Origin of the sequence: Nitrospira sp., from assembly GCA_030653545.1 — a bacterium.
GTDB lineage: Bacteria > Nitrospirota > Nitrospiria > Nitrospirales > Nitrospiraceae > Nitrospira_D.
On sequence record JAURZE010000022.1, the window covers coordinates 116,519 to 139,183 of the forward strand.

Annotated in this window: 19 protein-coding genes; 17 read left to right on the forward strand and 2 right to left on the reverse strand. The window is 57.4% G+C overall.

Going from position 1 to position 22,665, the window contains the following annotated elements:
- Window positions 1–9 precede the first annotated feature (9 nt).
- The 3 genes from Q7U39_07350 (at window position 10) to Q7U39_07360 (ending at window position 2,597) form a co-directional block, all read left to right on the forward strand.
- A complete protein-coding gene (locus Q7U39_07350) occupies window positions 10–1,776 on the forward strand; it encodes a flagellin (protein ID MDO9117754.1) in 1,767 nt (588 codons plus the stop codon).
- 83 nt (window positions 1,777–1,859) lie between these two features.
- Window positions 1,860–2,105, forward strand: a complete 246-nt coding sequence (gene csrA / locus Q7U39_07355) for a carbon storage regulator CsrA (protein MDO9117755.1) — start codon at window positions 1,860–1,862, stop codon at window positions 2,103–2,105.
- Window positions 2,106–2,111: 6 nt separating this feature from the next.
- The gene (locus Q7U39_07360) at window positions 2,112–2,597 is read left to right on the forward strand and encodes a flagellar assembly protein FliW (GenBank protein MDO9117756.1); all 486 of its coding nucleotides are present in this window, start codon (window positions 2,112–2,114) and stop codon (window positions 2,595–2,597) included.
- 41 nt (window positions 2,598–2,638) lie between these two features.
- Here Q7U39_07360 and Q7U39_07365 read toward each other — a convergent pair whose 3' ends face one another.
- Both Q7U39_07365 and Q7U39_07370 read right to left on the reverse strand, forming a co-directional pair.
- A complete protein-coding gene (locus Q7U39_07365; GenBank protein MDO9117757.1) occupies window positions 2,639–5,482 on the reverse strand; it encodes a response regulator in 2,844 nt (947 codons plus the stop codon).
- Window positions 5,482–6,747, reverse strand: coding sequence for a DUF3391 domain-containing protein (locus Q7U39_07370; GenBank protein MDO9117758.1), 1,266 nt, complete (start codon window positions 6,745–6,747; stop codon window positions 5,482–5,484). The genes Q7U39_07365 and Q7U39_07370 overlap by 1 nt, the downstream gene beginning before the upstream one ends.
- Window positions 6,748–6,995: 248 nt before the next feature.
- Here Q7U39_07370 and Q7U39_07375 point away from each other — a divergent pair, with 248 nt between their 5' ends.
- The 14 genes from Q7U39_07375 (at window position 6,996) to Q7U39_07440 (ending at window position 22,538) form a co-directional block, all read left to right on the forward strand.
- On the forward strand, window positions 6,996–8,219 hold the full coding sequence (locus tag Q7U39_07375) for an HD-GYP domain-containing protein (protein ID MDO9117759.1): 1,224 nt from the start codon (window positions 6,996–6,998) through the stop codon (window positions 8,217–8,219).
- Window positions 8,216–8,935: a flagellar brake protein gene (locus tag Q7U39_07380; GenBank protein MDO9117760.1), complete on the forward strand. Its 720-nt coding sequence runs from the start codon at window positions 8,216–8,218 to the stop codon at window positions 8,933–8,935. The genes Q7U39_07375 and Q7U39_07380 overlap by 4 nt, the downstream gene beginning before the upstream one ends.
- 206 nt (window positions 8,936–9,141) lie before the next feature.
- Complete coding sequence (locus Q7U39_07385; GenBank protein MDO9117761.1) at window positions 9,142–10,338, forward strand: aminotransferase class I/II-fold pyridoxal phosphate-dependent enzyme; 1,197 nt, start codon at window positions 9,142–9,144, stop codon at window positions 10,336–10,338.
- On the forward strand, window positions 10,335–11,291 hold the full coding sequence (locus Q7U39_07390) for an NAD-dependent epimerase/dehydratase family protein (protein ID MDO9117762.1): 957 nt from the start codon (window positions 10,335–10,337) through the stop codon (window positions 11,289–11,291). Before Q7U39_07385 ends, Q7U39_07390 begins: the two co-directional genes overlap by 4 nt.
- 15 nt (window positions 11,292–11,306) lie before the next feature.
- Entirely contained in the window at window positions 11,307–12,254 is a 948-nt protein-coding gene (locus Q7U39_07395) for an NAD(P)-dependent oxidoreductase (protein ID MDO9117763.1), read from the forward strand.
- A gap of 33 nt (window positions 12,255–12,287) precedes the next feature.
- Complete coding sequence (locus Q7U39_07400; protein ID MDO9117764.1) at window positions 12,288–13,367, forward strand: kinase; 1,080 nt, start codon at window positions 12,288–12,290, stop codon at window positions 13,365–13,367.
- A complete protein-coding gene (locus Q7U39_07405) occupies window positions 13,367–14,095 on the forward strand; it encodes a sugar phosphate nucleotidyltransferase (GenBank protein ID MDO9117765.1) in 729 nt (242 codons plus the stop codon). Before Q7U39_07400 ends, Q7U39_07405 begins: the two co-directional genes overlap by 1 nt.
- Before the next feature lie 10 nt (window positions 14,096–14,105).
- Entirely contained in the window at window positions 14,106–14,936 is an 831-nt protein-coding gene (locus Q7U39_07410; GenBank protein ID MDO9117766.1) for an SDR family oxidoreductase, read from the forward strand.
- 3 nt (window positions 14,937–14,939) lie between these two features.
- Window positions 14,940–16,157: a pyridoxal phosphate-dependent aminotransferase gene (locus Q7U39_07415; protein ID MDO9117767.1), complete on the forward strand. Its 1,218-nt coding sequence runs from the start codon at window positions 14,940–14,942 to the stop codon at window positions 16,155–16,157.
- Window positions 16,154–17,059 (forward strand): thiamine pyrophosphate-dependent enzyme, encoded by a 906-nt coding sequence (locus tag Q7U39_07420; protein MDO9117768.1) that lies wholly within the window; start codon window positions 16,154–16,156, stop codon window positions 17,057–17,059. The genes Q7U39_07415 and Q7U39_07420 overlap by 4 nt, the downstream gene beginning before the upstream one ends.
- Before the next feature lie 56 nt (window positions 17,060–17,115).
- Window positions 17,116–17,976: a transketolase C-terminal domain-containing protein gene (locus tag Q7U39_07425; GenBank protein ID MDO9117769.1), complete on the forward strand. Its 861-nt coding sequence runs from the start codon at window positions 17,116–17,118 to the stop codon at window positions 17,974–17,976.
- A 96-nt stretch (window positions 17,977–18,072) separates the two neighbouring features.
- Window positions 18,073–19,578 carry a cobalamin-dependent protein gene (locus Q7U39_07430; protein ID MDO9117770.1) on the forward strand — a complete coding sequence of 502 codons (1,506 nt, stop codon included), beginning with the start codon at window positions 18,073–18,075 and terminating at the stop codon, window positions 19,576–19,578.
- A gap of 55 nt (window positions 19,579–19,633) precedes the next feature.
- Window positions 19,634–20,689 (forward strand): hypothetical protein, encoded by a 1,056-nt coding sequence (locus Q7U39_07435; protein MDO9117771.1) that lies wholly within the window; start codon window positions 19,634–19,636, stop codon window positions 20,687–20,689.
- Window positions 20,643–22,538: a radical SAM protein gene (locus Q7U39_07440; GenBank protein ID MDO9117772.1), complete on the forward strand. Its 1,896-nt coding sequence runs from the start codon at window positions 20,643–20,645 to the stop codon at window positions 22,536–22,538. The genes Q7U39_07435 and Q7U39_07440 overlap by 47 nt, the downstream gene beginning before the upstream one ends.
- Window positions 22,539–22,665 lie beyond the last annotated feature (127 nt).

Genomic DNA, 22,665 nt, shown 5'->3' on the forward strand with positions numbered 1-22,665 from the left:
GGATGCCTTATGCGTGTGACTGAGCAACAAACGTTCGGCGTGCTGGTCAATAACTTGCAACGTTCCCGCGCACGGTCCTTGGAGCTGCAACAGCAGGTCTCGACTGGCAAGAAAGTGCGGAAGCCGTCCGATGACCCCAGCGCCTTCAACCATATCAGCCTCGACAAGGCCTCTGTCTCGTCGATTGAGCAACGGCTACGGAATATTTCCTTCGGCAGGACACGCCTCGATCTGAGCGATAAACTCCTGAGCAGCACGACAGACACTCTCAGCCGTGTCCAAGAGCTCGCCGTCCAGTTCGGTAGCGATACGAACGGGCCGGCGGAACGCGTCATCGGTTCCCGCGAAGTCCGTCAGCTCTACTCCCTGGTCCAGCAATATGCCAATGCAGAGTTGAACGGGCAGCCGGTGTTTACCGGTACCAGCACCCACGGCCGAACGACCGGGCTCGCGATTACGACGCCCGTCACGCTGACCAACGGCACCAACGATACGCTCGTGGTCTCGGTCGACGGCGTCACTTCCGGCATCATCGATCTGACCTCGGCCACGGGTAGCTTGACCGGCGCTCAACTCGCCGCCCGGGTCCAAACGCAGATCAATGCCGATGCCGCACTAACCGCAGCGGGGAAACACGTGACGGTGACGTTTGAGACAGATCATCTCGTCATTGCGTCCGACACGCATGGATCGGACTCCACCGTGACGGTGACCGGAGGCACCTCTCGCGCTGCGTTAGGGCTGGTGGGGGGGAGCCGGACAACCGGAGATAAGCCTTTTGCACTCACGGCCACGACCAGCCCTGGATCGACCAATACCGGTGGCGCGGTGGTCAGCCAAGGGACCGTCGTAGATGACAATCTCGTCACCTTGGACGACTACGTGATCCGGTTTTCATCGGCAACCCAGTATGACGTCTTGGATGTGACCGTCCCGGTGAATGTGACCAGGAACAGCGCCAATACGGGGGGAGCCTTTGCCTCTGATGCAGGGATTATCGGACCGGCCAATTTGACGCTCAATTCCTATGCGATCCAGTTCACCTCCAGTACCCAATACAACATTGTAAACACGACGACGAGCGCCACAGTGTCCTCTGGCAACACCTACGTGTCAGGCAACGCCGTTGAGTTCGACGGTCTTCGGGTGGTCCTCTCCAATAGCGATCGCGGCGGACCGCAAAGCGGTGACGCGTATGCCGTGAGTCTCGCTCCACGGACCGTGTTGGCCAATCAAACCTACAGCACGGGAAGCGACATCAGTTTCGACGGAATCCGGCTGCAGCTCTCCACCGGCAGCGGCGCTCCGGCCACGGGCGACCGGTTTGCCGTGGTGACGGGGTTGCAATATCAAGGCGATGCCGGCGTGCATCAGGTAGAGGTAGGCAATAATCAAGTGGTGCCCACCAACGTGTCCGGGGATCGTGTGTTTAGCGGTCCCAATATCGACTTGTTCGACTCGATCAAGACCCTCGTCACCTCGCTCAGAACAAACTACCGCGGGGGCATCCGCGACACGATCGGGGATGTCGGCACCGGGCTCAGCCAGGCCGGCGCCGTCCTGGGAGAAGTCGGGGCCTTGTCGAATCGGCTGACCGGCAGCGCGGGCCGGCTGGATGAATTCAAGTCCTTCTTTACCCAAACCCTCTCGGAAACGGAGGATGTGGATCTCGCCAAAGCGATTTCCGATCTTACCTTGCAACAATACGCGATCGAAGCCGCCAGTCGTACCCTGAATCAACTGTTCGGCAATTCGCTCCTGAAGTATCTGCAATAAATCAGGACAGGGGACTCAAGGTTTCAGCAGATAGACCGATAGACTCGTAGGGGGTATCGGTTCAACAGCCACGGAAGGCGTTCATGCTGGTCCTGACAAGACGACGCGGCGAAGGTGTGACCATCGGTCCGGATATCCGGGTCATTGTCCTCGGGATGAAAGGCGGACAGGTGCGCCTGGGGATCGAGGCTCCGCACACCATTGAGGTACATCGCGATGAAGTCTATGCGCGGATTCAGGACGAGAATCACTTGGCCTCGAAAACACAAGTCATTCCGCTCGACGCCTTTCGCCACCTCGCACCGCCGAAGCGGCGGAGCGCGCCATAAGGATGCATGATGCACTGTCGTTCGACCCGTTTCGGCAACTGTGACGTTCGACCCGACGCGGTCCTGACATTTCCGAACGGGATTCTTGGATTTCCAGACTGCCGCCGCTACGTGATTCTCGATCACGATACGGATGCGCCGTTCAAATGGCTGCAGTCACTCGATGAACCGGGATTGGCCTTTGTGATTCTCGATCCGGCCACGTTCCACCCTGAATATAACGTCCAGGCGCCTCATGAAGCCCTCGTTGAAGTGGACGGCAAGGATGACGACGAGTTGATTCTGTCCGTGCTGCTCACCATTCCGTCCAACGACCCGACAGGCATCACGGCCAATCTGCGGGGACCGCTTCTCATGAATCCTCGCACCAAGCTCTGCAAGCAGCTGATCCTCTCCGACAACTATCCCACACGCTTTCCGCTGTTCGCACACAAGCCCGCGACTGACACCCTCGCCCCCAAGCCGGTCGCATCGGCTGTCTGTTCCGTCTGATTACTCTTCGGCAGGACACCTACGATGACGCAAGAGTGGCGTCAGGCGGCGGCCTGTGTCATGGCGCCGCTCGGACCACGATAGTCTTCGAGGATCCGAAGCAGGCGAAGCATTTCCATTTCGAGATGCGCATAGACCGCCGGAGCGTCGTGCAGCGTCCCCAGCCGGCCGATGGCTTCAAGACGGCCCGCCGCCAGTGCCACCTCCGGAGCGCAAAGATTGCCGGCCGTCCCCTTGAGCGTATGAGCGGCTCGCTCGACCGTCACGGTGTCCCCAAGAGACAACGCCTGCCGGATTTGACTCATCATATCGGCCTGTCGTTCGAGAAACAGGTCGACCAATTGCACCAGAAGATCCTGATCGCCTCCGATGTTCTGGAGCATTTGGGCCGGGTCGAAAATCGACCGTCCATCGGACACCGGGCCCATGCTCCTCGCCACGCCTTTACCCGTATCTTCTGACGCAGGAGACATGACCCACCGGGCCAGAGTCGTCCGCACATCCTCCAGCTTAATGGGTTTGGCAAGGTAGGCATCCATGCCGGCGGCCAGGCAGCGCTCACGATCGCCTTGCATCGCATTGGCCGTCACCGCGATGATCGGCAAATGGCCCTCGCTCACATAGCGCTTTCCTGCAGCCTCTTGCCGGCGAATTGCGGCCGTGGCCTCAAACCCGTCCATGACAGGCATCTGGCAATCCATGAGCACTGCGTCATAGGCCCCCGCATCAAGTGCGGCCAGTGCTTCCTGCCCGTTCTCGACCAGATCGGGCCGGTACCCGAGCTTCTCCAGCATGCGCACGGCCAGTTTCTGATTGACGCCGTTATCTTCAACGACCAAGACCCGTCGGCGCGTGGAGTGCTCCGCTAGGGTGTGTCGCGTAATCAGACGCGGAGAGGCCGTATCATCCGCCTGCGGAGGCTCGACCGGTGCGTGCGCCATTCCGAGCACCGTGCGCAGGCAATCCCTCAATTCATCGTGTCGGACGGGCTTGGTGAGATAGCCCTTCGCCCCCACCTTCCTGGCACGCTCGGCATGCCCCCGTTGTAAGAGCGAGGTCATGACGACGATACGCATGGAAGCGGCGCAGGAAAGGCTTTGGAGTTCCGCCGCCAATTGCAGACCGTCTTTTCCGGGCATCACCACATCGACAATCGCGCAATCGAACGGGGTGCCATGCCGAGAGGCCTCCTCGATGAGCGCCAGGGCACTTCCCGCATCCTCCGCAAGCACATCCTGCATGCCCCATCCGGAGACCAGATGGTGCAAGATAAGCCGGTTGGACTCATTGTCATCCACGATGAGCACACGGTGGCCTTGAAGATCCGCCATGGGTAGAATCGCCGACACCGACGAGGGCTGTTTCGGAAACCGGGCCGTACACCAAAACGTACTGCCGCGATCCGGCGCACTTTTCACGCCGATCTGTCCGCCCATCAACTCAATCAATTGCTTGGAAATCGACAACCCGAGTCCCGTTCCTCCATACCGCCTGGTCATCGTCGAATCCGCCTGGACAAACGGTTGAAAGAGCCTGCCTTGTGTTTCCGGGCTAATGCCGATCCCGCTATCCGTCACGTCAAATCTGAGCAAGGCATCGCCCTCGGTCTCCTCTTCGAGATAGACCTGCACGGTGACGTCTCCCTGTTGGGTGAACTTAATGGCGTTTCCGACCAGATTCGTCAGGACCTGGCGAAGCCGGCCGGGATCGCCCCTCAATCCGGTCGGCACGGCCGCATGAATGAGGCCGTTTAATTCCAAACCTTTGGACTCGGCGCGTTCAGCAAACTGCTTGAGCACGTCCTCGACGGTCGTCCGAAGATTGAACTCGATCGATTCCAGTTCCAGCTTGCCGGCTTCGATCTTGCTGCACTCCAGAACATCGTTGATCAAATGCAGGAGCGCTTCCCCGCATTGCCGAATGGTCTCGGCATACGAACGCTGTTCGGGGGCGAGGGCGGTGTCCATGAGCAAGCTGGTCATTCCGATCACCCCATTCATGGGGGTGCGCAGTTCATGACTGATGGTGGCGAGAAACGCCGCCTTGGTATGAGTGGCGGCTTGCGCCTCCTGAAGCGCCCGATCCAACCGGAGGTTTTGAGCGGTCAGCTCTGCCGCCGAAGCGTGAAGCGCCTCTTTCGCTCGCTGCGTCTCTGTCAGATCGACGGCATACCCGCGGACATGCCGATCGGCCTTCACGGGACAGAACACCCACGCGAAACGCGCGTCGGGCAGGCGATAAGCGATTTCCTGGATGGGCGTGTCCGCGTCTAAACAACGCCGCACCAGATCGGGCAAGCCCTGCGGAGCCACTTGTGGATATCCGTCGGTTCCATAACCGAACTGAGCCAAAAGTCCGGTCATGACCGGATTGGCATAGATCAGGCTGGCCTGATCGTCGAGCTCAAGGATGGGATACGGACTCTCGTCGGCAATTGCGGCAAGACGATTACGATCGTGCGTCAATTCCTGCTCTCGTGACATATCTTTGAGGCTGACGGAGACTGCGAGTTGTTGATCGAAGCTGGCGGGCATGCAGGTCCACTCCACCGGAATCGCGCGGCCCCGGCCCTGCCGTATGACCACCTGATCCGGCTGCCTGGGCTGCTTCTCGCGGTGCACCTGCTGAATGAGCTGTCGGGTGATAGCCGCATTCCGCCCGGTCAACTGCTCCCACAGTTCCGGAAAGAGTGCTCCGATATAGCCAGTCCCGGCCACCCCGCACAAACGGGCGCCTTCGGCATTCATCGCAGAGATGACCCCGGCCGGACTCAATATGAGGACGCCGATCGGCAATCCGTCCAACAGTCCTTCGTATGACTGCGGCGACCGCTTCTTGGCGGGCCGAGTGGACGCCGAACGCCGCCGTTGGGGAAGCTGCTTCATTAGGCCGCCTGATCCATGCCATCGTCCAGATACATGGCAATATTGACGCGTTCTTGGACGGGATCCAACACGCGTAAGACCGTGCGCGAAACCTTATCCTGCGAAGGGAGCGCAAGGTCGACTTGCTCCGGATTGGGATAGGACTCTCCGTGCGGCCCTCCGGTAATCTTCACTTGAGGTTTCAAGCGCTGTTCCGGATTGACCCCGACGACCACCGCCTGCTCTCCGGTATTCAACCGAACGAGGCTGCCGACGGGGTACACGCCGATGCTTCGAATCACGGCCTCAACTAACGGTTTGGGGTATTGCCCGCGCTCTCCGACCAGAAACAATTGACGGACGGCATCATGAGGGATCATCGCCGGTCGGCCTCCGCGGCGGCTGACCATCTTGTCATAGAGGTCCACGATCCCGACGATTTGGGCAAGCGGGGAGATGTCCTGAGCCTTCAGCTTCCGCGGATATCCGCTTCCATCGCATCGCTCGTGGTGCTCCACGACGACGCGACAGACCTCCTGGTGGTAACCGGATTGTTCGCCAAGAACTGTGACGCCCAATTGAGTGTGCTGCTCTAAGAGTCGCTGCTCCGAATCATTACATTCGTCTCGCTTGCGGACCAGATTGCGGGGAAGGCGGACATAGCCGATATCATGCAGGAGGGCTCCCATCCCAAGCTGTTCGTAGACCGACGGGTCGACTCCGCTCTCGACGGCGACGACCAGCGACAAGATTGCCGTATCAAGAGCATGGGCGCCCAGGGAACGATCGAACTGCTTCACCTTGAGAAAGGTACTATGCAGCAGGAGTGCGCTGCGATCGTGCAGCACCTGGTTGATGACACCCCCGACGATCTCCTTCGTTGCGGCCGGCGTCGGCGGGACTCCGCGCTCAAGATCGGCAAAGATGCGCTCCACGGCCTCTTGCGCTTCGCCATACAAGGCCGCCACCTGGTTCTCACCGCCGTCCAGAGGGACCGAACCGGCTTTCTGCGAGGCCTCATCGCCCACAGGCCCCGCGTCCAATGTGGCAGGTAAATGATCGGCTGTGGCGGGCGGCGTGTTCCCCGCCGCCTGCACATCGACTCCCTTGCTCGTATCAATGGTGACGTGTCGGACTCCATGCTGTTTCATCACGTCGATCGTCTCTACATCATGGATCAGACGTTTATGGAATAGGAAGGGCGTTCGATACCACGGAAGATCCATCTCGACGACAAACATGCCCGGTATCAATTGCTCAATGGATATCTGCTTCGTCCCACTCATGAATTCGTATCTCCCCGGTTGCCGCCGTCCGAATACGCCTGTCCACTTCGAGAGGATCCCACATGTCATATCGGTCCCCAGGAGAACGATCTTAACGGCTTGAGGGCGCCCGCACCCTGGCTCGAGAGCTTACAGAGTCCTCCTTCCCCTCGTCGTGAGATTACCCTCAAGAATTCCTGTGCCTGTTCCGATACAGAGGCAAGCGGCGATCTACGCGCAATTCTGACGGATACCCACAGCAGTCACTCATGGCGACACGCATTCACATCACCCAGCTTCGTCCCGGCATGCGCATCGAGAAACTCGATTGTTCCTGGTTTGCCACACCTTTTTTCCGGCACCGTATGGCCGTGACGTCGATGGAGCAGGTGGAGCAACTCAAAGCCTGCGGTGTTGAAACGCTCGATATTTCAGGAGAGCTTGAGACTGAGGCTCCGGCAGCGGAAGAACTCTTCCAAGAGCCTGCTGAGGCGCATGATCCTTCTCCCGTCCTCACCGCGGCGCCGGGGGACACCGGTATTCCATTCGAAGAGGAACTGCCGGCCGCCAAACTCGTGTATGCCGCGGCAAAGAATGTGATCGAAGAAGCGATGCTCGACGTTCGCATGGGACGCGACATCAACATGGATGCGGTCAATCAGGTGGTATCAGAGATGGCCGACAGCGTCCTCCGGAATCCTGATGCCCTCACGAGCCTCTCCCGCTTAAAGCACTTCGACGAATATACGTTTTTCCATTCGGTCAACACGTCGCTTCTGGCCTTGTCGCTTGGGCGCAATCTGGGAATCGACGAAACGCTCTTGCATCAGCTCGGCGTCGGCACCTTGCTCCATGATATCGGGAAGACGAAAGTCCCGTTGGAGATCTTGAATAAGCCGGGGAAATACGAAGCCCATGAATTTGAAATCATGAAGCAGCATGTGATGCGAGGAGCCGAAGTCCTGTCAGGGACGACCGGTTTGACGGACAACTACCTGATGCCGGCGCTGGAACATCACGAGCGCGTGGACGGGACCGGCTATCCGTATCAGCGCCGCAAAGGCGACCTCAGCCAGTTCGGGATGATGGCCGCGGTTGTGGATATCTACGATGCCATCACAAGCGATCGCTGCTATCACAAAGCCAAGCCGGCGCATGAAGCGCTGCAATTCCTCTATCTCATCTCGCAAAAAGGCCACCTTGAGCATACGCTCGTCCAACGGTTCATCCAGGTCGTCGGCGTCTATCCGGTCGGCTCAGTCGTCCGGCTCAATACTGGGGAGGTGGCGGTCGTCAGCCGAATCAATCGGGCCACACCACTCCAGCCCGAGATCATGGTCGTCAAAAGCGCAGGTAATACGATCCTGTCGCATCCCGAGACAGTCGATCTTGCTCGCCCCCAAGGAGCGACGCAGCGAACCATTGCAGCCGTGACCGACCCTGTCAGTACCGGCATCAATCCCACTGTCTATCTCGATCAGGAGCCCGCATGAATGATGTGACCACGACACAACCCACGCCGACATCGTTTCTCACCGTCGGCCTTTCCCTCAAACTGTCGTTCACGCTCAACGGGCAGAAGGGGATGTACGGCTCGACACTCCTGGGATGGAAAGACTATGCCTGGCTGGTCTGCGAATGGCCGCTGCAGGTCGGCCATGGGACCGATATTCCCAGGGGAACGCCCTGCACGGTCAGCTATCTCCACGACGGAAAGCTGGTCGGCTATCGAACCGAAATTCGTGACATGCTGAGCGCGCCGGTGCCACTGCTGTTCATTGCCTTTCCGCACACCGTGGAAGAAATGCATTTGCGCAAACATGCCCGCGTGACTTCCTGCGAGCCGATTGTCCTTGAACGGGTAGAGGGCAACGCGATCAGCGGAGCGCCGTCGTCGGCGATCGTCGGCGGTCTGCTTCAAAATCTGAGTATCGGAGGCTGCAGCGTCATCGTTCCGCATGCTCCGGTCTGGCTCCGGGCTGGAGCCACGCTACGCTTGGAGTTTGAGCTGGCCGGACTCGGTCACGTCACAAATTTGACTGGGCTTGTCAAAAGTGCCGAAGCCGCAGAGGGTACCTGGACGCTCGGCCTCGAATTTCGTTTTCAAGAAATGGAATACATCGAGTACCGCGGGTGGGGTGGATCCGTCCATCAGGCCATCGAACAATGGACCACGCAAAAAGTCACCGATTCGTTTCCACTTCAATAACCTGCTGTTCCACTCGTTCCCCTTCAGCGTCTTCTCCTGTCGTTTCTTTCCTCCTGGCGCGGCACATTTTGCCGATCTCCTCGCACGACCTCCCACTGTTTCGCGATAAGTCGTCAGATTCTCTGAAAAACTTAATGGCATACAACTTGTACTAGTCTCACCCGCCAGACTCAGCGCATCCAGATTACGATCGAGGAGAGTACGCCATGGAAGGCCGTCATTCACTTCAGCAAGCCATGAACCCGCGATGGTGTCTTGCGTACGACACCATCGATCGCCAGGACATCGATAGATTGGTCGAATGGCTGCAAACCTATCCTCGTTTGACCAAAGGTCCGATCACCGTCGACTTCGAGTCGCGCTGGTCGAAATGGCTGGGAGCCTCCCATTCCGTGTTTTGCAATTCGGGATCGTCGGCGAATTTGCTCATGTATTACACCCTCCTGGCTTCCGGACGCCTGAGGAATAAGAAGGTCATTGTGCCCAGCGTAGGCTGGGTGACGTCGATTGCACCCGCGATTCAATTCGGCTTCGAACCCATCATGTGCGAAGCCGATCCGGACACGTTTGCGCTCGACCTCAACCATCTTGAAGCGCTCTTGAAACAGCATCAACCGCAGACGGTCATGCTCGTTCAGGTCTTGGGCGTCCCGCATAAGATGCGGGAACTGATGGCACTGAAAGAACGCTATGGATTCATCTTACTGGAAGACGCCTGTGCCGCGATCGGCGCGAGCTATGAAGGACGCAAAGTCGGCTCTTTCGGCGATATGGCGAGCTTCTCCTTCTACTTCGGCCATCAAATGTCGACCATCGAAGGCGGCATGGTCTCGACCAATGACAAAGCCCTCGCCGATCTCCTCCTGATGCTCCGGAGTCACGGGTGGAGCAAGGATCTGGATACCGCAACCCATCGTGGACTGGTCACGCAACACCTGATCGATGACTTTCACTCTCCGTTCGTCTTCTACGAACCGGGATTCAATCTTCGCTCGACCGATCTGAACGCCTTCATTGGAATCGGGCAAGTGGAGAAGCTGGATTGGATGACGGAACAGCGTCGGGCGAATCACGGGCGTTACCTGGATCATCTCAGTTCCAGCTTCTATGTCCAACGGGCCCCGAAGAATAGTCAGGTCGCCAGTATTTCGGTCGGCTTGCTGGCGGAATCTCGCCAGCAGCGCCAGCGGATCGTTCAAGCGCTCGTCGCGCGAGGGGTGGAAACTCGTATTTTCTCCGCGGGGAATCTCGGTCTTCACCCGTTTTGGACCAGTCGATATGGAGCGACCAGTTTCCCCGTAGCCGATCGCATTCACCACTGCGGCTTCTTCCTCCCGAACCATGCGGCGCTGACGCCGGACGATGTCGCGGCTATTTCGCAAATCGTCCTGGAGGCCGCATGACAGGCCCGCTGCTGATCACTGGCGGAACCGGGTTGCTGGGATCGGCAATTCGGAAGATCCGTCCCGATGCGATCTATCTCGCGCGCGCAGACGGAGACCTCCGCGATCGCAGCGTTGCGCAACGGCTGATAGAAGACATTCGGCCAGGGCAAATCCTTCATCTGGCTGGTGTGGTCGGAGGCGTAAAGGCCAATGCCGCCTGTAATAGCCGCTTTTTTGAGGACAATGTGCTGATCAATACAGCAGTACTCTCCGCCGCTCGCGCCCTTGGAATACAGAGGCTTGTTTCACTTCTCTCAAGTTGCGCCTTCCCTCTCTTTTCGGATCGGGCAACGACCGAAGACGATCTCCAGGCCGCACTCCCATATGACGGCAATGCGGGATACGGCTATGCCAAGCGCATGCTGGATCTCCACACCCGTCTCGTGGCGAAAGAAGAGGGGTGGAAGTGGACCACGCTGACACCGGTCACGCTCTATGGTCCCCAGGACTCGTTCGATCCCGAGAGCGGTCATGTGGTGGGTTCGCTGATCAGCCGCTGCTGGGCGGCGAAGACGACCGGCACTCCGTTGGTCGTGTGGGGAAGCGGCCGGGCGGTGCGCCAATTCGTCTTTGTCGATGATGTGGCCAAGATCGCCGTCGATGCGATCGAGCGTAATCTCGATTCGACGACAACCATCATTACTCCTGACGGCGGCATCACGATTCGAGCCTTAGCCGAAACGATTGCGTCCGTCATGGGGTATACGGGTCCGATGGTATTCGACTCGACTCAACCTGAAGGCGTGCCGGTGAAACGCTTGCAGAGCAGAACATTTTCATCGCTGTTTCCGGAGTGCCGATTCACCAACCTGAGACAGGGTCTTGAAGCGACGGTGCGATGGTTTATCGATCACTCAACATCGGGGGAAGGGGTGTCACGCGCATCGCTTCCGCTCTGTCATCAGCCTTAAGGAGTCGCGATCTCAATGCCGACAAAACAGACACATGTACTGGTGACCGGGGGAGCCGGCTATATCGGATCGGTGCTGTGCAAACAGCTCCTTGACCGGGGTCATCGAGTGACCGTTCTCGATACCTTCATGTATCGACAAAACAGCCTGTTAGATTGCTGTGCCTTTGACACCTTTCGTGTCGTGCGCGGAGATTGCCGGGATGAACGAATCATCACGGATCTCCTACGTGACGCGGATGTCATCATTCCGCTCGCTGCACTGGTGGGAGCGCCGTTGTGCAATCGCGATCGAGTCGGCGCCTACACGATCAACTTTGAAGCCGTGCAGATGCTGAGCAAGCTCACCTCGCAACAGCAACAGATCATCTTCCCCGTCACGAATAGCGGCTATGGCATCGGGCAACCGGGCGTTCCCTGCACAGAGGATTCGCCGTTACGTCCCATCAGCTTGTATGGCGAGACGAAGGTCAAGGCCGAGCGGGTCGTGCTGGATCGCGGCAACGCGATCACCCTCCGGCTGGCCACAGTCTTTGGCGCGTCTCCTCGAATGCGGATGGACCTCCTGGTCAACGATTTTGTGTGGCGCGCGGTCCATGATCGAGCCGTCGTGGTGTTCGAGGGGCATTGCAAACGGAACTACATCCATATCCGTGACGTCGTGAAGGCCTTTCTTCACTCGATGGATCAGTTCGAGCGCATGAAGAATCGCGCCTACAATGTCGGCCTGGACGACGCCAATCTTTCGAAACTGGAACTGTGCCAGGAAATTCAACGACACATTCCTCAGTTTGTCTTCTTTGAAGCCCCGATCGGAGAAGATCCCGACAAACGGGACTACATCGTCTCGAATGAACGGATGCTCTCGACCGGGTTCAAGCCGGACTGGTCGTTAGGACGAGGGATCCAGGAATTGACCAAGTGCTACACCATCGTGACCGGAACGGGATACGGCAATGTCTAGCGCCGGCATCCGACGGATAGAAGGAGGGGCTCGATGATCATCAGCCGCACACCCTTTCGCATCTCCTTCTTCGGAGGCGGAACCGACTACCCCGTGTGGTTTAAAGAGCACGGCGGCGCCGTCCTCGCCACCACGATCGACAAGTATTGCTATATCTCGTGCCGCCATCTTCCGCCCTTCTTTGAACATAAGACGCGGATTGCCTACTCGCGAATCGAACATGCCAATAATAATGCCGAGATCGAGCATCCAGCCGTCCGAGGCGTCCTCCAGTATCTCAAGATGACCGAAGGTCTTGAGATTCATCATGACGGCGATCTCCCGGCCCGTACCGGACTGGGATCAAGTTCCTCGTTCACGGTGGGCCTCCTCCATGCCCTCTATGCGATGCAACATCGGATGCCGACCAAATCCGAACTGGCTCATGCGGCCATTCATGTTGAACAGAATATCGTCAAAGAAGCGGTCGGATGCCAAGATCAGGTCTTGGCTGCCCATGGCGGTCTGTGTCGGCTCACCTTCTCTCCCACCGGAGAGATCGGATACACCCCGTTGATCATGAAGCCCGAACGGCTCAAGCAATTTCAAGATCATCTGCTGCTGTATTTCACCGGCTTCTCCCGGACAGCCTCCGAGATCGCTAAAGAGCAAATTGAAAGAACTAAGCAGAGGCGGGTGGAACTATTTGCCATGCTACAGATGGTTCAGGAAGGCATATCTCTCCTGACCGGCGACCATGACCTATCAGAGTTCGGCGAACTTCTGCACGAAGCTTGGATGGTCAAGCGGGGACTAACCAGTAAAATCACCACTCCGCTCATCGATCAGATTTATGACGCCGCGAGAAATGCCGGCGCACTCGGCGGGAAACTGCTCGGTGCAGGCGGGGGAGGCTTCATGCTGATCTATGCCAAACCGGAGCTGCACGCCAAGATCAATGCAGCCTTGCCAGGCCTCTTGCAAGTTCCATTTCAGTTTGAAGGCTCGGGAAGCCAGATCGTATTTTTCCAACAGGAAGTTCCTGTCCGACGGGCCCCCCTCTGGAATGACGTGCCGACTTCTGCAGAGCTCGAAGAACATACCGTTCAGACGTGGAAGAAGGACGCCGCCTGATGACGCACGCATCGACTGACGTCGTCATGCTCTGCGGAGGCTTGGGAACCAGACTTCAACCGGTCCTAACGGATCGCCCCAAACCCATGGCCTCAATCAATGGCCGGCCATTCCTCGATTTAGTTGTTGACCATGTCCTCTCACACGGCTTTCGCCGGATCGTGTTCTGCACCGGCCATCATGGGAATTGGATCGCGCAGCATGTCGGCCGACGAATGGACTGTAGTGCGATCATCTCACATGAACAGACCCCGCTCGGCACAGCCGGAGCCCTCCGGGCCTGCCATTCATTGATCGCAACACCGACCATCCTCGTGTTGAACGGCGACTCCCTGTGCCGAATCGACCTCCGCGCCTTCCTGACGGCGCATCAAGACAGACAAGCCGTGGCAACGATGGCCGTGGTTCCATCGAATGAACGGACCGATGCGGGAGGAGTCCGGATGGATGCACTGGGATGGATTCGCTCATTTCAGGAAAAACAAACGGCCTCGATTCTTAATGCTGGCATCTACGCCATCCAGACGGAAGCGATCCACCTCATACCTGATGCTCTCCCTTGTTCACTCGAGCGAGACTTCTTCCCTCGCCTGGTGGACGGCAGGCTCTACGGTTATGCCTGCGACGTTCCACTCTACGACATCGGAACGCCGGCCCGCCTGGCGGCGTTCGAAGCGCTTGATAAGGAAACAACCGAGCACCATTACACCACCTCACTGTCACAATAGGAGCTGCACTATGAAACATGCGTTGACACTTGCGAAACCGGTTTGGGGCATTGGGAAACACGTTGTGATTACCGGAGGTTCCAGCGGCATCGGGTTCGAAGTCGCAAAACGCCTCAATGGAGTATGCAGAAAAATTTCCCTGATCTCGAGAAATGAGAACGGCAAACTTGCCGAAGCGCGGGAAACGCTACTCCGGCTGCAAAAGAATACACGCAATAGCATTCATACGGAGATTAATACCTGTGCCATGGACGTCCGTAACATCGAATCCGCACAGGCCTGGATCGGCGATGTGTACTCCAAAGGGAAAGACCAAATCGATATTTTCGTGAGTTCAGCAGGCGGGAGCCACGTCTATGGGACGTTGGAAGAAATGACCATGGCGGACATCAATGCGATTTTCGACGTGAATGCCAAGGCCCCGATCATGTGGATGCGCGCATTGCTGCCCTACATGAAGCTCAACAAGATCGACCGGCGGGACACCAAGCGGGGTCACGTCCTCATGCTGTCGTCCCGTTCAGGCGAGCGCACGTTGCCCAAGCTGAGCGTGTATACCGCAGCGAAAGGGGCGGTGGAGAAGCTGGTCGAGGCCATGCAAAAGGAATATGTCCAATACCGCATGGTCTTCACCCTCATCAATCCTGGGTCCGTCAATACCGATTTCACCGCTCATTGGGATAAGGCCACGAGAAAAGCGCATAACGACGAAAGCATGTCCGTGCAGGAAGCCGCCGATTCGATTCTGCACGCCATTCATTCACATGTCGCCATCAACAAGATCTCGTACGAATCGGTCAGTCAGTGGATGCATGAGCCCGGCGTGCTCTTAGCGAGCTAAACCATGACCCGCACGGCTTCAACCATGACCACGGCTGCCCAGCACTCGGTGAACGATGTGCTGGGAAGCCTTCCTCGCTCCGGCATTCGCCGGCTGACAGATCAGGTCATGGGAAGCCCGGACATGGACGACGCGATCCAGCTGGGATTCGGGCAGCCACAGGAAGCGACGGACGACCTCATCCGGGAGGCCATCATCAAAGCCACCGGAGAGCACACGCTGGGATATACGGAAAATGCGGGCATGCGGGTGCTTCGTGACGCCATCGTGGAGAAACTCGCCGTCCGCAATCACGTCAAGACGAATAGCGAAAGTATATTTGTCACGCCTGGCGCCACCTATGGCGTCGCCGTTACAATTGGATGTTTGATCAACCCCGGAGATGAGGTCCTGGTGCCTGATCCGGGTTATCCCAACTTCGCCGCCGCCGTGCGGCATCACGGCGGCATGGTGAAATTCTATCAGCTCCGTGAGGAAGCAGGTTTCCTGCCGGACCTGGACGAGCTGTCAGCGCTCATCTCTCCGGCCACCAAAGTCATGATTGTCAATTCGCCTGGGAACCCGACCGGTGCCGTTATCGACGGCGGCAGGATGGAACAACTAGTCCACCTGACCCGTGAACGCGGCCTGTGGCTGGTTTCTGACGAGGTGTATGAAACCTATGTGTACGGGTGCCGGCATATCTCTCCGCTGTCATTCACGGGGAGCGACCATGTCGTCGGCCTCTACAGCTTCTCAAAAAGCTATAACATCACCGGCCTTCGAGTGGGCTATGTCGTCACACGACATCCGTCTTTGCGCCGCGCATTACTGAACGCGCAAGAACTCTATATTTCCTGCGCCCCCTCCATCTCTCAATTCGCCGCGCTCCAGGCATTAGCCGATGGCGGCGCCTATCCCGAGTCTATGCGGGCAGCCTATCAACAGAAACGCGATCTGGTGATGAACATGCTCGGCCCCTATGCCGGACGCAGGCCCGAGGGCGCCTTTTATCTGCTGGTCAATATCGGTTTCACCGGCCTTGATTCCGACGACTTCGCCGATCGTCTGCTCAGGGACACCCACGTCGTCGTGGCTCCGGGAGCGACCTTCGGCCCGACCTCCGACAAGTATATCCGTATCGCGTTTACTCCACGAGTGGAGAAGCTGGAAGCAGGCCTGACACGACTCAAAGAGTTTATGAGTCAGTGGTCCCTAGCTGATAAGAAGGATTATCGATGAATTGCGAGCTGGAACAGAGAACACCCACGTTCGGCCTTATCTCCGATGTCGCCAGGACGTTTACAAAAGACTATGCCCTGAAACTCTTCACTCAAACCTGTTTTAACCGTTTCTTCGAGTTCGAAGTAAAAAAGGCCTACGACCGGGGATTGATGAAGCTGCCGATCTATCTGTCGGTCGGACAGGAACATATCCCGGCGGCCATCGCATCGGTCTTTTCCGACTGTTTGATCTTTGCCCAGCACCGGGCCCACTCGGTGTATCTGTCGTTCGGCGGCGATCCGCTCCAACTCATCGACGAGCTCCTGGGACGCCGGACAGGGTGCGCCCGCGGCATGGGAGGCTCTGCCTCCATACAGTCCCCGCAGATCGGCATGTTCGGGCACAGCGGACTCATGGGCGACCAAGTTCCCATCGCGGTGGGAGCGGCTTTAGGCGCGAACAAACCGGTGCTGACGGTCATGGGTGATGCCTCTGCTGAAGAGGATTACATCTACGGAGCCTTGGGGTTTGCCGTCACCAAGAAACTCCCGGTTCTCTTCGTCTGCGAGGACAATGATCTGTCGATTTTGACCAGGACGCCTGTCCGTCGTTCGTGGACCCTCTGCGGTCTCGCTCAAGGACTCGGACTTCCCGCAGTCGACATCACTGACGATCCTTGGTTGATTGCGCATCATGTAAGACAGTTCAGCCTGCAATTACCGGCTGTGATCAATATTAGAACCTGTCGCGGTTTATGGCACGCAGGCTCCGGTTGTGACGGCCCGCCGGAGTGGGATCGGTATGCCTTGATCAAGGACACCATGAAGACTCTTGGCTTGGAGCGCGATGCCCTCGCCATCGAATCCGACATTGAAAGGACCGTGCAGAACCTATGGGCAGAACAGTTGCGGAAGTCATAAGAGACACCACCCGGAATCATCTGACACACAACCGCGGTCTCTTTTTGGGACAGTGTGTGACGGCAGTCGGATGGATCGGCGGCACGGTACCGGACATGTCCGAGGCAGAGGGCCTCGTAGAACTCTCGCTCGCCGATGTGACCAATGCCGGCATCGCCGTCGGAGCGGCGCTCACCGGCCGGCGGCCGATCTATACAGTGCGCTATCAAGGTTTCATGTGGTACAACGCCGCGCCCATTGTGAACTATGCGGCGAAATCGAAGGATGTCTGGGGCGTACCCTGCCCGGTGTTTCTCCGGGCCATCGCCATGGAAGGGAACGGTATCGGTCCGGTCGCTTCTGCGTCACAGCACGGTCTCATCATGCGGATGCCCGGAATGCCGGTCTGTGCGCCCATGTCGCCCAACGAGTGGACGGAGGCCTGGAATTGGTTCATGCACCATGACGATCCTCTCTATGTCAGCGAGCATCGGCGGAGTTTTACCATCGACTATGAATTCGAGAACCGCATCGAGCCCGAGGCCGACATCACTTTGTTCCCGATTTCGGCCGCCCGACTCAATGCCGTCGAAGCAGCCAACACATTGCGGCAGGAAGGCATCGTCTGCAACATCCAGCACCTCGTGTGGCTTAAACCGTTCGCGGTGACAGACGAGATGCGGCACAGCCTAACCCGAACCGCACTCGGGCTTGTCATCGATTCAGACTTTGAGATCGGCGGCCCGTCACGGTCGATTGCCTATGATCTCATGCATCAATCCGGCGCGCCGGTGTTCGCCCTTGGCTTGGAAGACCGATCTGCAGGCGTCGCCGAATCTCTGGACAATCCGACCCCCACGCCGGAACGGATCGTGCGCGTCGTTCGGGAACTGGTTCGAAGTAGACGAACCTTACCGGCGGGAGTCACCGGTGAGTAGTGCCGGTCAGAGAAATGCCTCGTTGACAGACAGGGGAGGGGATCAATGATCCAGATCGGACCAGTAACGTCAGCCCACAGCTCACAGGAGCGTGCCGTGACACTTCCCGGACGGCTTGATCTTCTGTTCATCAATCCGAACTCGCGTGCCCGTGTCTATCAAAGTCTCGGGTCTGATCTGGCTGCGGTCGAACCGCCGGTTTGGATCGGTTTCATCGCAACCTTCATCCGTGACCGTGGCTATTCCGTCAGGATCCTGGATGCCGAAGCGGAAGGTATCGGACCGGAAGGAGTCGCAGAACGGGTACGCCAACTGAACCCGAGACTGACCGCCGTCATTGTCTATGGACAACAGCCGTCTGCATCGACCCAAAACATGACGGCCGCCGGAGAGGTCTGCAAGGCCATCAAACGTCTTGCGCCGGACCAGCCGCTTCTCATGGGCGGCCTGCATCCGTCAGCCCTGCCGGAACGGACCATGCGGGAAGAGTCGGTCGACTTTGTCTGTCAGGGTGAAGGACCCTACACGCTGCTCGGCCTCCTGCGGCAGCCTGAGTGGATCGCTCCGAGCGACTACAGCCAGGTCAGCGGACTCTGGTACCGGAAGCAGGGCGTCATCTGCTCAACGCCGCAAGCCCCGGTGATCGAAGACCTGGACAAAGACCTGCGCGCGGTCGCGTGGGATCTGCTCCCGATGGACAAATACCGCGCCCACAATTGGCACTGTTTCGGGCGTATCGACGATCGCAAGCCCTATGCGTCGATGTATACAAGCCTCGGATGTCCCTTTAAATGTTCCTTCTGTTGCATCAATACGCCATTCGGAAAACCGATGATTCGCTACCGCAGTCCGGAAAGTGTGATCCGGGAAATCGATGAGCTCGTCACGAAATACGGCGTGCGCAACATCAAGATGGCCGACGAAATGTTCATCCTGAATGAGCGGCAGGTCCTCGGTATCTGCGATCTCATCATCGAGCGCGGCTATGACCTGAACATTTGGGCGTACGCGCGGATCGATACAGTGAAAGACAGCATGCTAAAGAAGCTGAAGCAGGCTGGTGTCAACTGGCTGGGCATCGGTATCGAATCCGCCAGCACATACGTCCGGGACGGAGTAGACAAGAGCTTCGGGAAGAAGGACATCAAAGAGATCTTCGATAAGATTCGCGCAGCGGATATCAATATCGGGGCGAATTTTATTTTCGGCCTTCCTGACGACACGCTGGCCACCATGCAGGAGACGCTGGATCTGGCCATTGAACTCTGCCCCGATTGGGCGAACTTCTATTCGGCGATGGCCTATCCAGGTTCAAAACTATACGACCTCGCGGTCACAAACGGCACCGCCTTGCCCGACACATGGGTGGGGTATTCGCAACACGCGTACGAGGCGCTGCCTTTACCGACCGACCACGTCTCGGCCTCCGCAGTCCTCCAATTCCGCGACCAGGCGTTCCACACATTTTTTGAGCACCCGCGGTATCTCGAACATGTGGAGCGGCGCTTCGGGACAGAGACCGTCGCTCATATTCAATCGATGACGACCCATCGTTTGAAACGCAAATTTGCAGAATCGCCGCTTCAACCAGAGGCAGCCTGAAGAGGGGATCAGTCGGACTCAGAGCCTATCGCCTGAGGTACGGAACAATACGAGAATGGGATTAGACGTCAATATCATTACGGGCAACCTCGGGCAAGCCATTCACACTGAAGACTTGCTGGAGTATGTACGGGAAGGGCTCACCAGCGCCGGACTGAAGGTCGGGTACTCGCAAACCGATTATTTAACCCATGGCATCAATATCCTCGTAGAACATCCCTTCGGAGCCGTCTATGACCAGCTGTACGTGATGCGAAAGCTATTGCCTCACTCGAAACTGTTCATGATTGTGACTGAATTGCTCACGCCGTCTGGCTTTAACTCGTCGAATTCGAAGCAAACGGGCCGGATAAATCCCGAAGATCATTACGATGATGCTAAATACTGGACCAATAGAACAAGGGAATTCATGCGGTTCGTGCCGGTCGTCGACGGCTTCATTATGGTCGGGCTGCACAAGGTTCGGGGAATACTCCCTGCGGGGTACGAGGAAGGAGTCACGAGCTATTTTCAATTGGGCAAGCCCGTGCATCTCGTACCTCTCTGCCATCCGCCGGCACAATCGCGCCCGACAGCTTCGGTCCGGCGGCGTGAAAAAGACATCGATATTCTGTTTACCGGAACATTGACTCCCTATCGCATCAAGGTGCTCGACGAACTCCGGTCGAGAAACTTTACGGTCGTGGCACTCGAAGCGCATATACCGGCTTATCTCAGAAACGACTATATCGACCGATGCAAACTGTCCCTCGGCCTCAAATTGTCCAAAGAGACGAAGATCCTGTCCACGATGCGGGCCTATTATCATCTGGTGCATCGCATCCCGCATGTATTTGAACGCACCTCGATACGGTCTCCCTTAGATCCATTCATCAATGTGGTCGACAGCGGGCAGCCGTTTATTGCGGTGTGCGCGGAACTCCTGTCCGGCATGCGGGAGTTTCCGGAACAACGCTTTCAGGAGTTTCAACATTCACAAGTGTTCAATTACCAGAACACCTTTGCGGAGCTAGGATCGCTGCTGACCGGAAAGTCGAGGCAATACGTTTCCGAGGAGAACGGACATGAAGACATTACCCTTGAACGTCATACCGCAGCATACAGACGCTGAAGACTCTGGCCGTTGCGGAGAGTCCCTCCCTGCGACGAAGACAATCATTTCCGAACGGCTGCAGACCCTACTTCCAAGGGGATGCCACCGCGTGCTCTTGATTACGCCGCCGGAATCCCCCGAGAAAGACTTCAATCGCGACTTGGTCTTGAGTAAACGATATCCCTGTTTCCCCCCCTATGGGCCCGGCATTCTTGCGCGTAACCTTGAGCAGCGCGGCTATCGAGCAGCCCTCCTTGATTTGCATTTCCAAGTCTTGAAACACGCACATGAGAATCCGTCGGACTTTAGATTTCAGATATGGAAGGAGCGCTTGATAGAAAAGATCGAAGAGTTTCAGCCGGATCTTATAGGGATCAGCGTCATGTTCACCATTTCTCGGCCCTCGCTCGCCGATGTGGCGGCTTTTCTCAAAACGAACTTCCCTTCGCTTCCAATTATTGCCGGCGGAGTATGCATCTCCAATGACGTGGAGTCGATCCTGCGAACCGTTCCCCAGATCGACATCGGAAGTTTTTATGAAGGTGATCGCAGCTTCCCGGATTTACTGGACGTGATCAACGGGAAACAGCCGGTCTCTGAAATAAGACAGGTGGCGATGCTCAAAGGGGAGCAATTGGTCTCAACCAAAGAACGGGCCACGCCGTCCGACCAAGAGATGGATATTCAGCCGGAATATTATGATTTACCGATTGGGGACTATACGAACTATGGTTCCATGGGGGCCTACAATTTCATGCGGGGTGAACGGAAAGCCTCCACCATCATCAGCAACAGAGGGTGCCGGGCAATGTGCTCTTTTTGTGCCGTCAGGAATTTCAACGACATCAGTGTCCGAGGCCGGGCCGTCTCCAGCGTGGTCGATGAAGTAGAACGCCTGTACTCCTCCTACGGTGTCACCCATTTTATGTGGCTCGACGATGATCTGCTCTACAACGGCAAACGCGCGATTGCGCTTTTCAATGAGATTACCCGGCGTAATCTCCACATTACCTGGGACGCCAGCAATGGATTGATCGCGGCTGCCATCACGCCTGAGATCATGCAGGCGGCATCGGAATCCGGCTGTATCGGATTCAATCTCGGACTGGAGTCGGGGAATGACCGGATTCTAAAATCCATTCACAAGCCGGGCACGACAAAGAGCTACCGGCAGGCCCGCGTCATTCTGGATCAATATCCTCATGTCTTTGTCAAAGGCTTCATGATTATCGGGTTCCCGCATGAAACCATCGCGCAGATACGGGATACGGTCAATCTTGGCTGCGAGCTGCAGTTCGGATGGTACCCGCTGCAATTGCTGACCACGTTGCCCGGCACCGAAATTACGCTGAGCATGATCGAGCAGGGGCTGATACGTCCGCCCACTGATGCCAGTTTCAAAGGCCTGGCCGCCGGGTCCAAGAGCAAAGGGGGCGGCACGCTCCGTCAACGTGAACGGGCGGAGAAGCATGAGGCGCTCGCTTTTGTGGATCTGCTGCAATCACTCCCGGCCGACCATGTCCCGACGGCCGCCGAGTTGGATGACCTCTGGTTCGTAGCCGACTATAAAATGAACTATGAAAAGCTGCTTCACATTGACGAACCGGTCAAGCTGCGAAATATCAGGGTGATGTTGCAGCAAATCACCGACGAATACACCGTCGACAACGCGATGGGCAACCTGTTTCTCGCCGTCATTGCATCAAAGCTGCATGAATTCGGCGAGAGCCAGCGGCGTCTCGCATTGGCGAAACGCTTTCAGGAGGAATCCGCCTACTGGACAACGCGCTTTACCGTGTTGGGCATGAGTGAGATCGCCGGTCGTGTTCGAGCCGCGAACGCTCGAGCGATGCCTCTGGCGGCCTAAGCTTTTTCCCCGCATGGCGTGCCACGTCTTTGTCCGCCCGCTGTTCACCTCAGCTATTCGCAGGGACATTGGTGCCGGATCACTCGGCAATATTTTCCCCTCAACGATCGGACACGCATAGACCCAC

What these genes read in the sequence shown, in the direction of transcription:
- Q7U39_07350 (MDO9117754.1), top strand. Translation starts at nt 10, where the DNA reads ATGCGTGTGACTGAGCAACAAACGTTCGGCGTGCTGGTCAATAACTTG.
- csrA (MDO9117755.1), top strand. Translation starts at nt 1,860, where the DNA reads ATGCTGGTCCTGACAAGACGACGCGGCGAAGGTGTGACCATCGGTCCG.
- Q7U39_07360 (MDO9117756.1), top strand. Translation starts at nt 2,112, where the DNA reads ATGATGCACTGTCGTTCGACCCGTTTCGGCAACTGTGACGTTCGACCC.
- Q7U39_07365 (MDO9117757.1), bottom strand. Translation starts at nt 5,482, where the DNA reads ATGAAGCAGCTTCCCCAACGGCGGCGTTCGGCGTCCACTCGGCCCGCC.
- Q7U39_07370 (MDO9117758.1), bottom strand. Translation starts at nt 6,747, where the DNA reads ATGAGTGGGACGAAGCAGATATCCATTGAGCAATTGATACCGGGCATG.
- Q7U39_07375 (MDO9117759.1), top strand. Translation starts at nt 6,996, where the DNA reads ATGGCGACACGCATTCACATCACCCAGCTTCGTCCCGGCATGCGCATC.
- Q7U39_07380 (MDO9117760.1), top strand. Translation starts at nt 8,216, where the DNA reads ATGAATGATGTGACCACGACACAACCCACGCCGACATCGTTTCTCACC.
- Q7U39_07385 (MDO9117761.1), top strand. Translation starts at nt 9,142, where the DNA reads ATGGAAGGCCGTCATTCACTTCAGCAAGCCATGAACCCGCGATGGTGT.
- Q7U39_07390 (MDO9117762.1), top strand. Translation starts at nt 10,335, where the DNA reads ATGACAGGCCCGCTGCTGATCACTGGCGGAACCGGGTTGCTGGGATCG.
- Q7U39_07395 (MDO9117763.1), top strand. Translation starts at nt 11,307, where the DNA reads ATGCCGACAAAACAGACACATGTACTGGTGACCGGGGGAGCCGGCTAT.
- Q7U39_07400 (MDO9117764.1), top strand. Translation starts at nt 12,288, where the DNA reads ATGATCATCAGCCGCACACCCTTTCGCATCTCCTTCTTCGGAGGCGGA.
- Q7U39_07405 (MDO9117765.1), top strand. Translation starts at nt 13,367, where the DNA reads ATGACGCACGCATCGACTGACGTCGTCATGCTCTGCGGAGGCTTGGGA.
- Q7U39_07410 (MDO9117766.1), top strand. Translation starts at nt 14,106, where the DNA reads ATGAAACATGCGTTGACACTTGCGAAACCGGTTTGGGGCATTGGGAAA.
- Q7U39_07415 (MDO9117767.1), top strand. Translation starts at nt 14,940, where the DNA reads ATGACCCGCACGGCTTCAACCATGACCACGGCTGCCCAGCACTCGGTG.
- Q7U39_07420 (MDO9117768.1), top strand. Translation starts at nt 16,154, where the DNA reads ATGAATTGCGAGCTGGAACAGAGAACACCCACGTTCGGCCTTATCTCC.
- Q7U39_07435 (MDO9117771.1), top strand. Translation starts at nt 19,634, where the DNA reads ATGGGATTAGACGTCAATATCATTACGGGCAACCTCGGGCAAGCCATT.
- Q7U39_07440 (MDO9117772.1), top strand. Translation starts at nt 20,643, where the DNA reads ATGAAGACATTACCCTTGAACGTCATACCGCAGCATACAGACGCTGAA.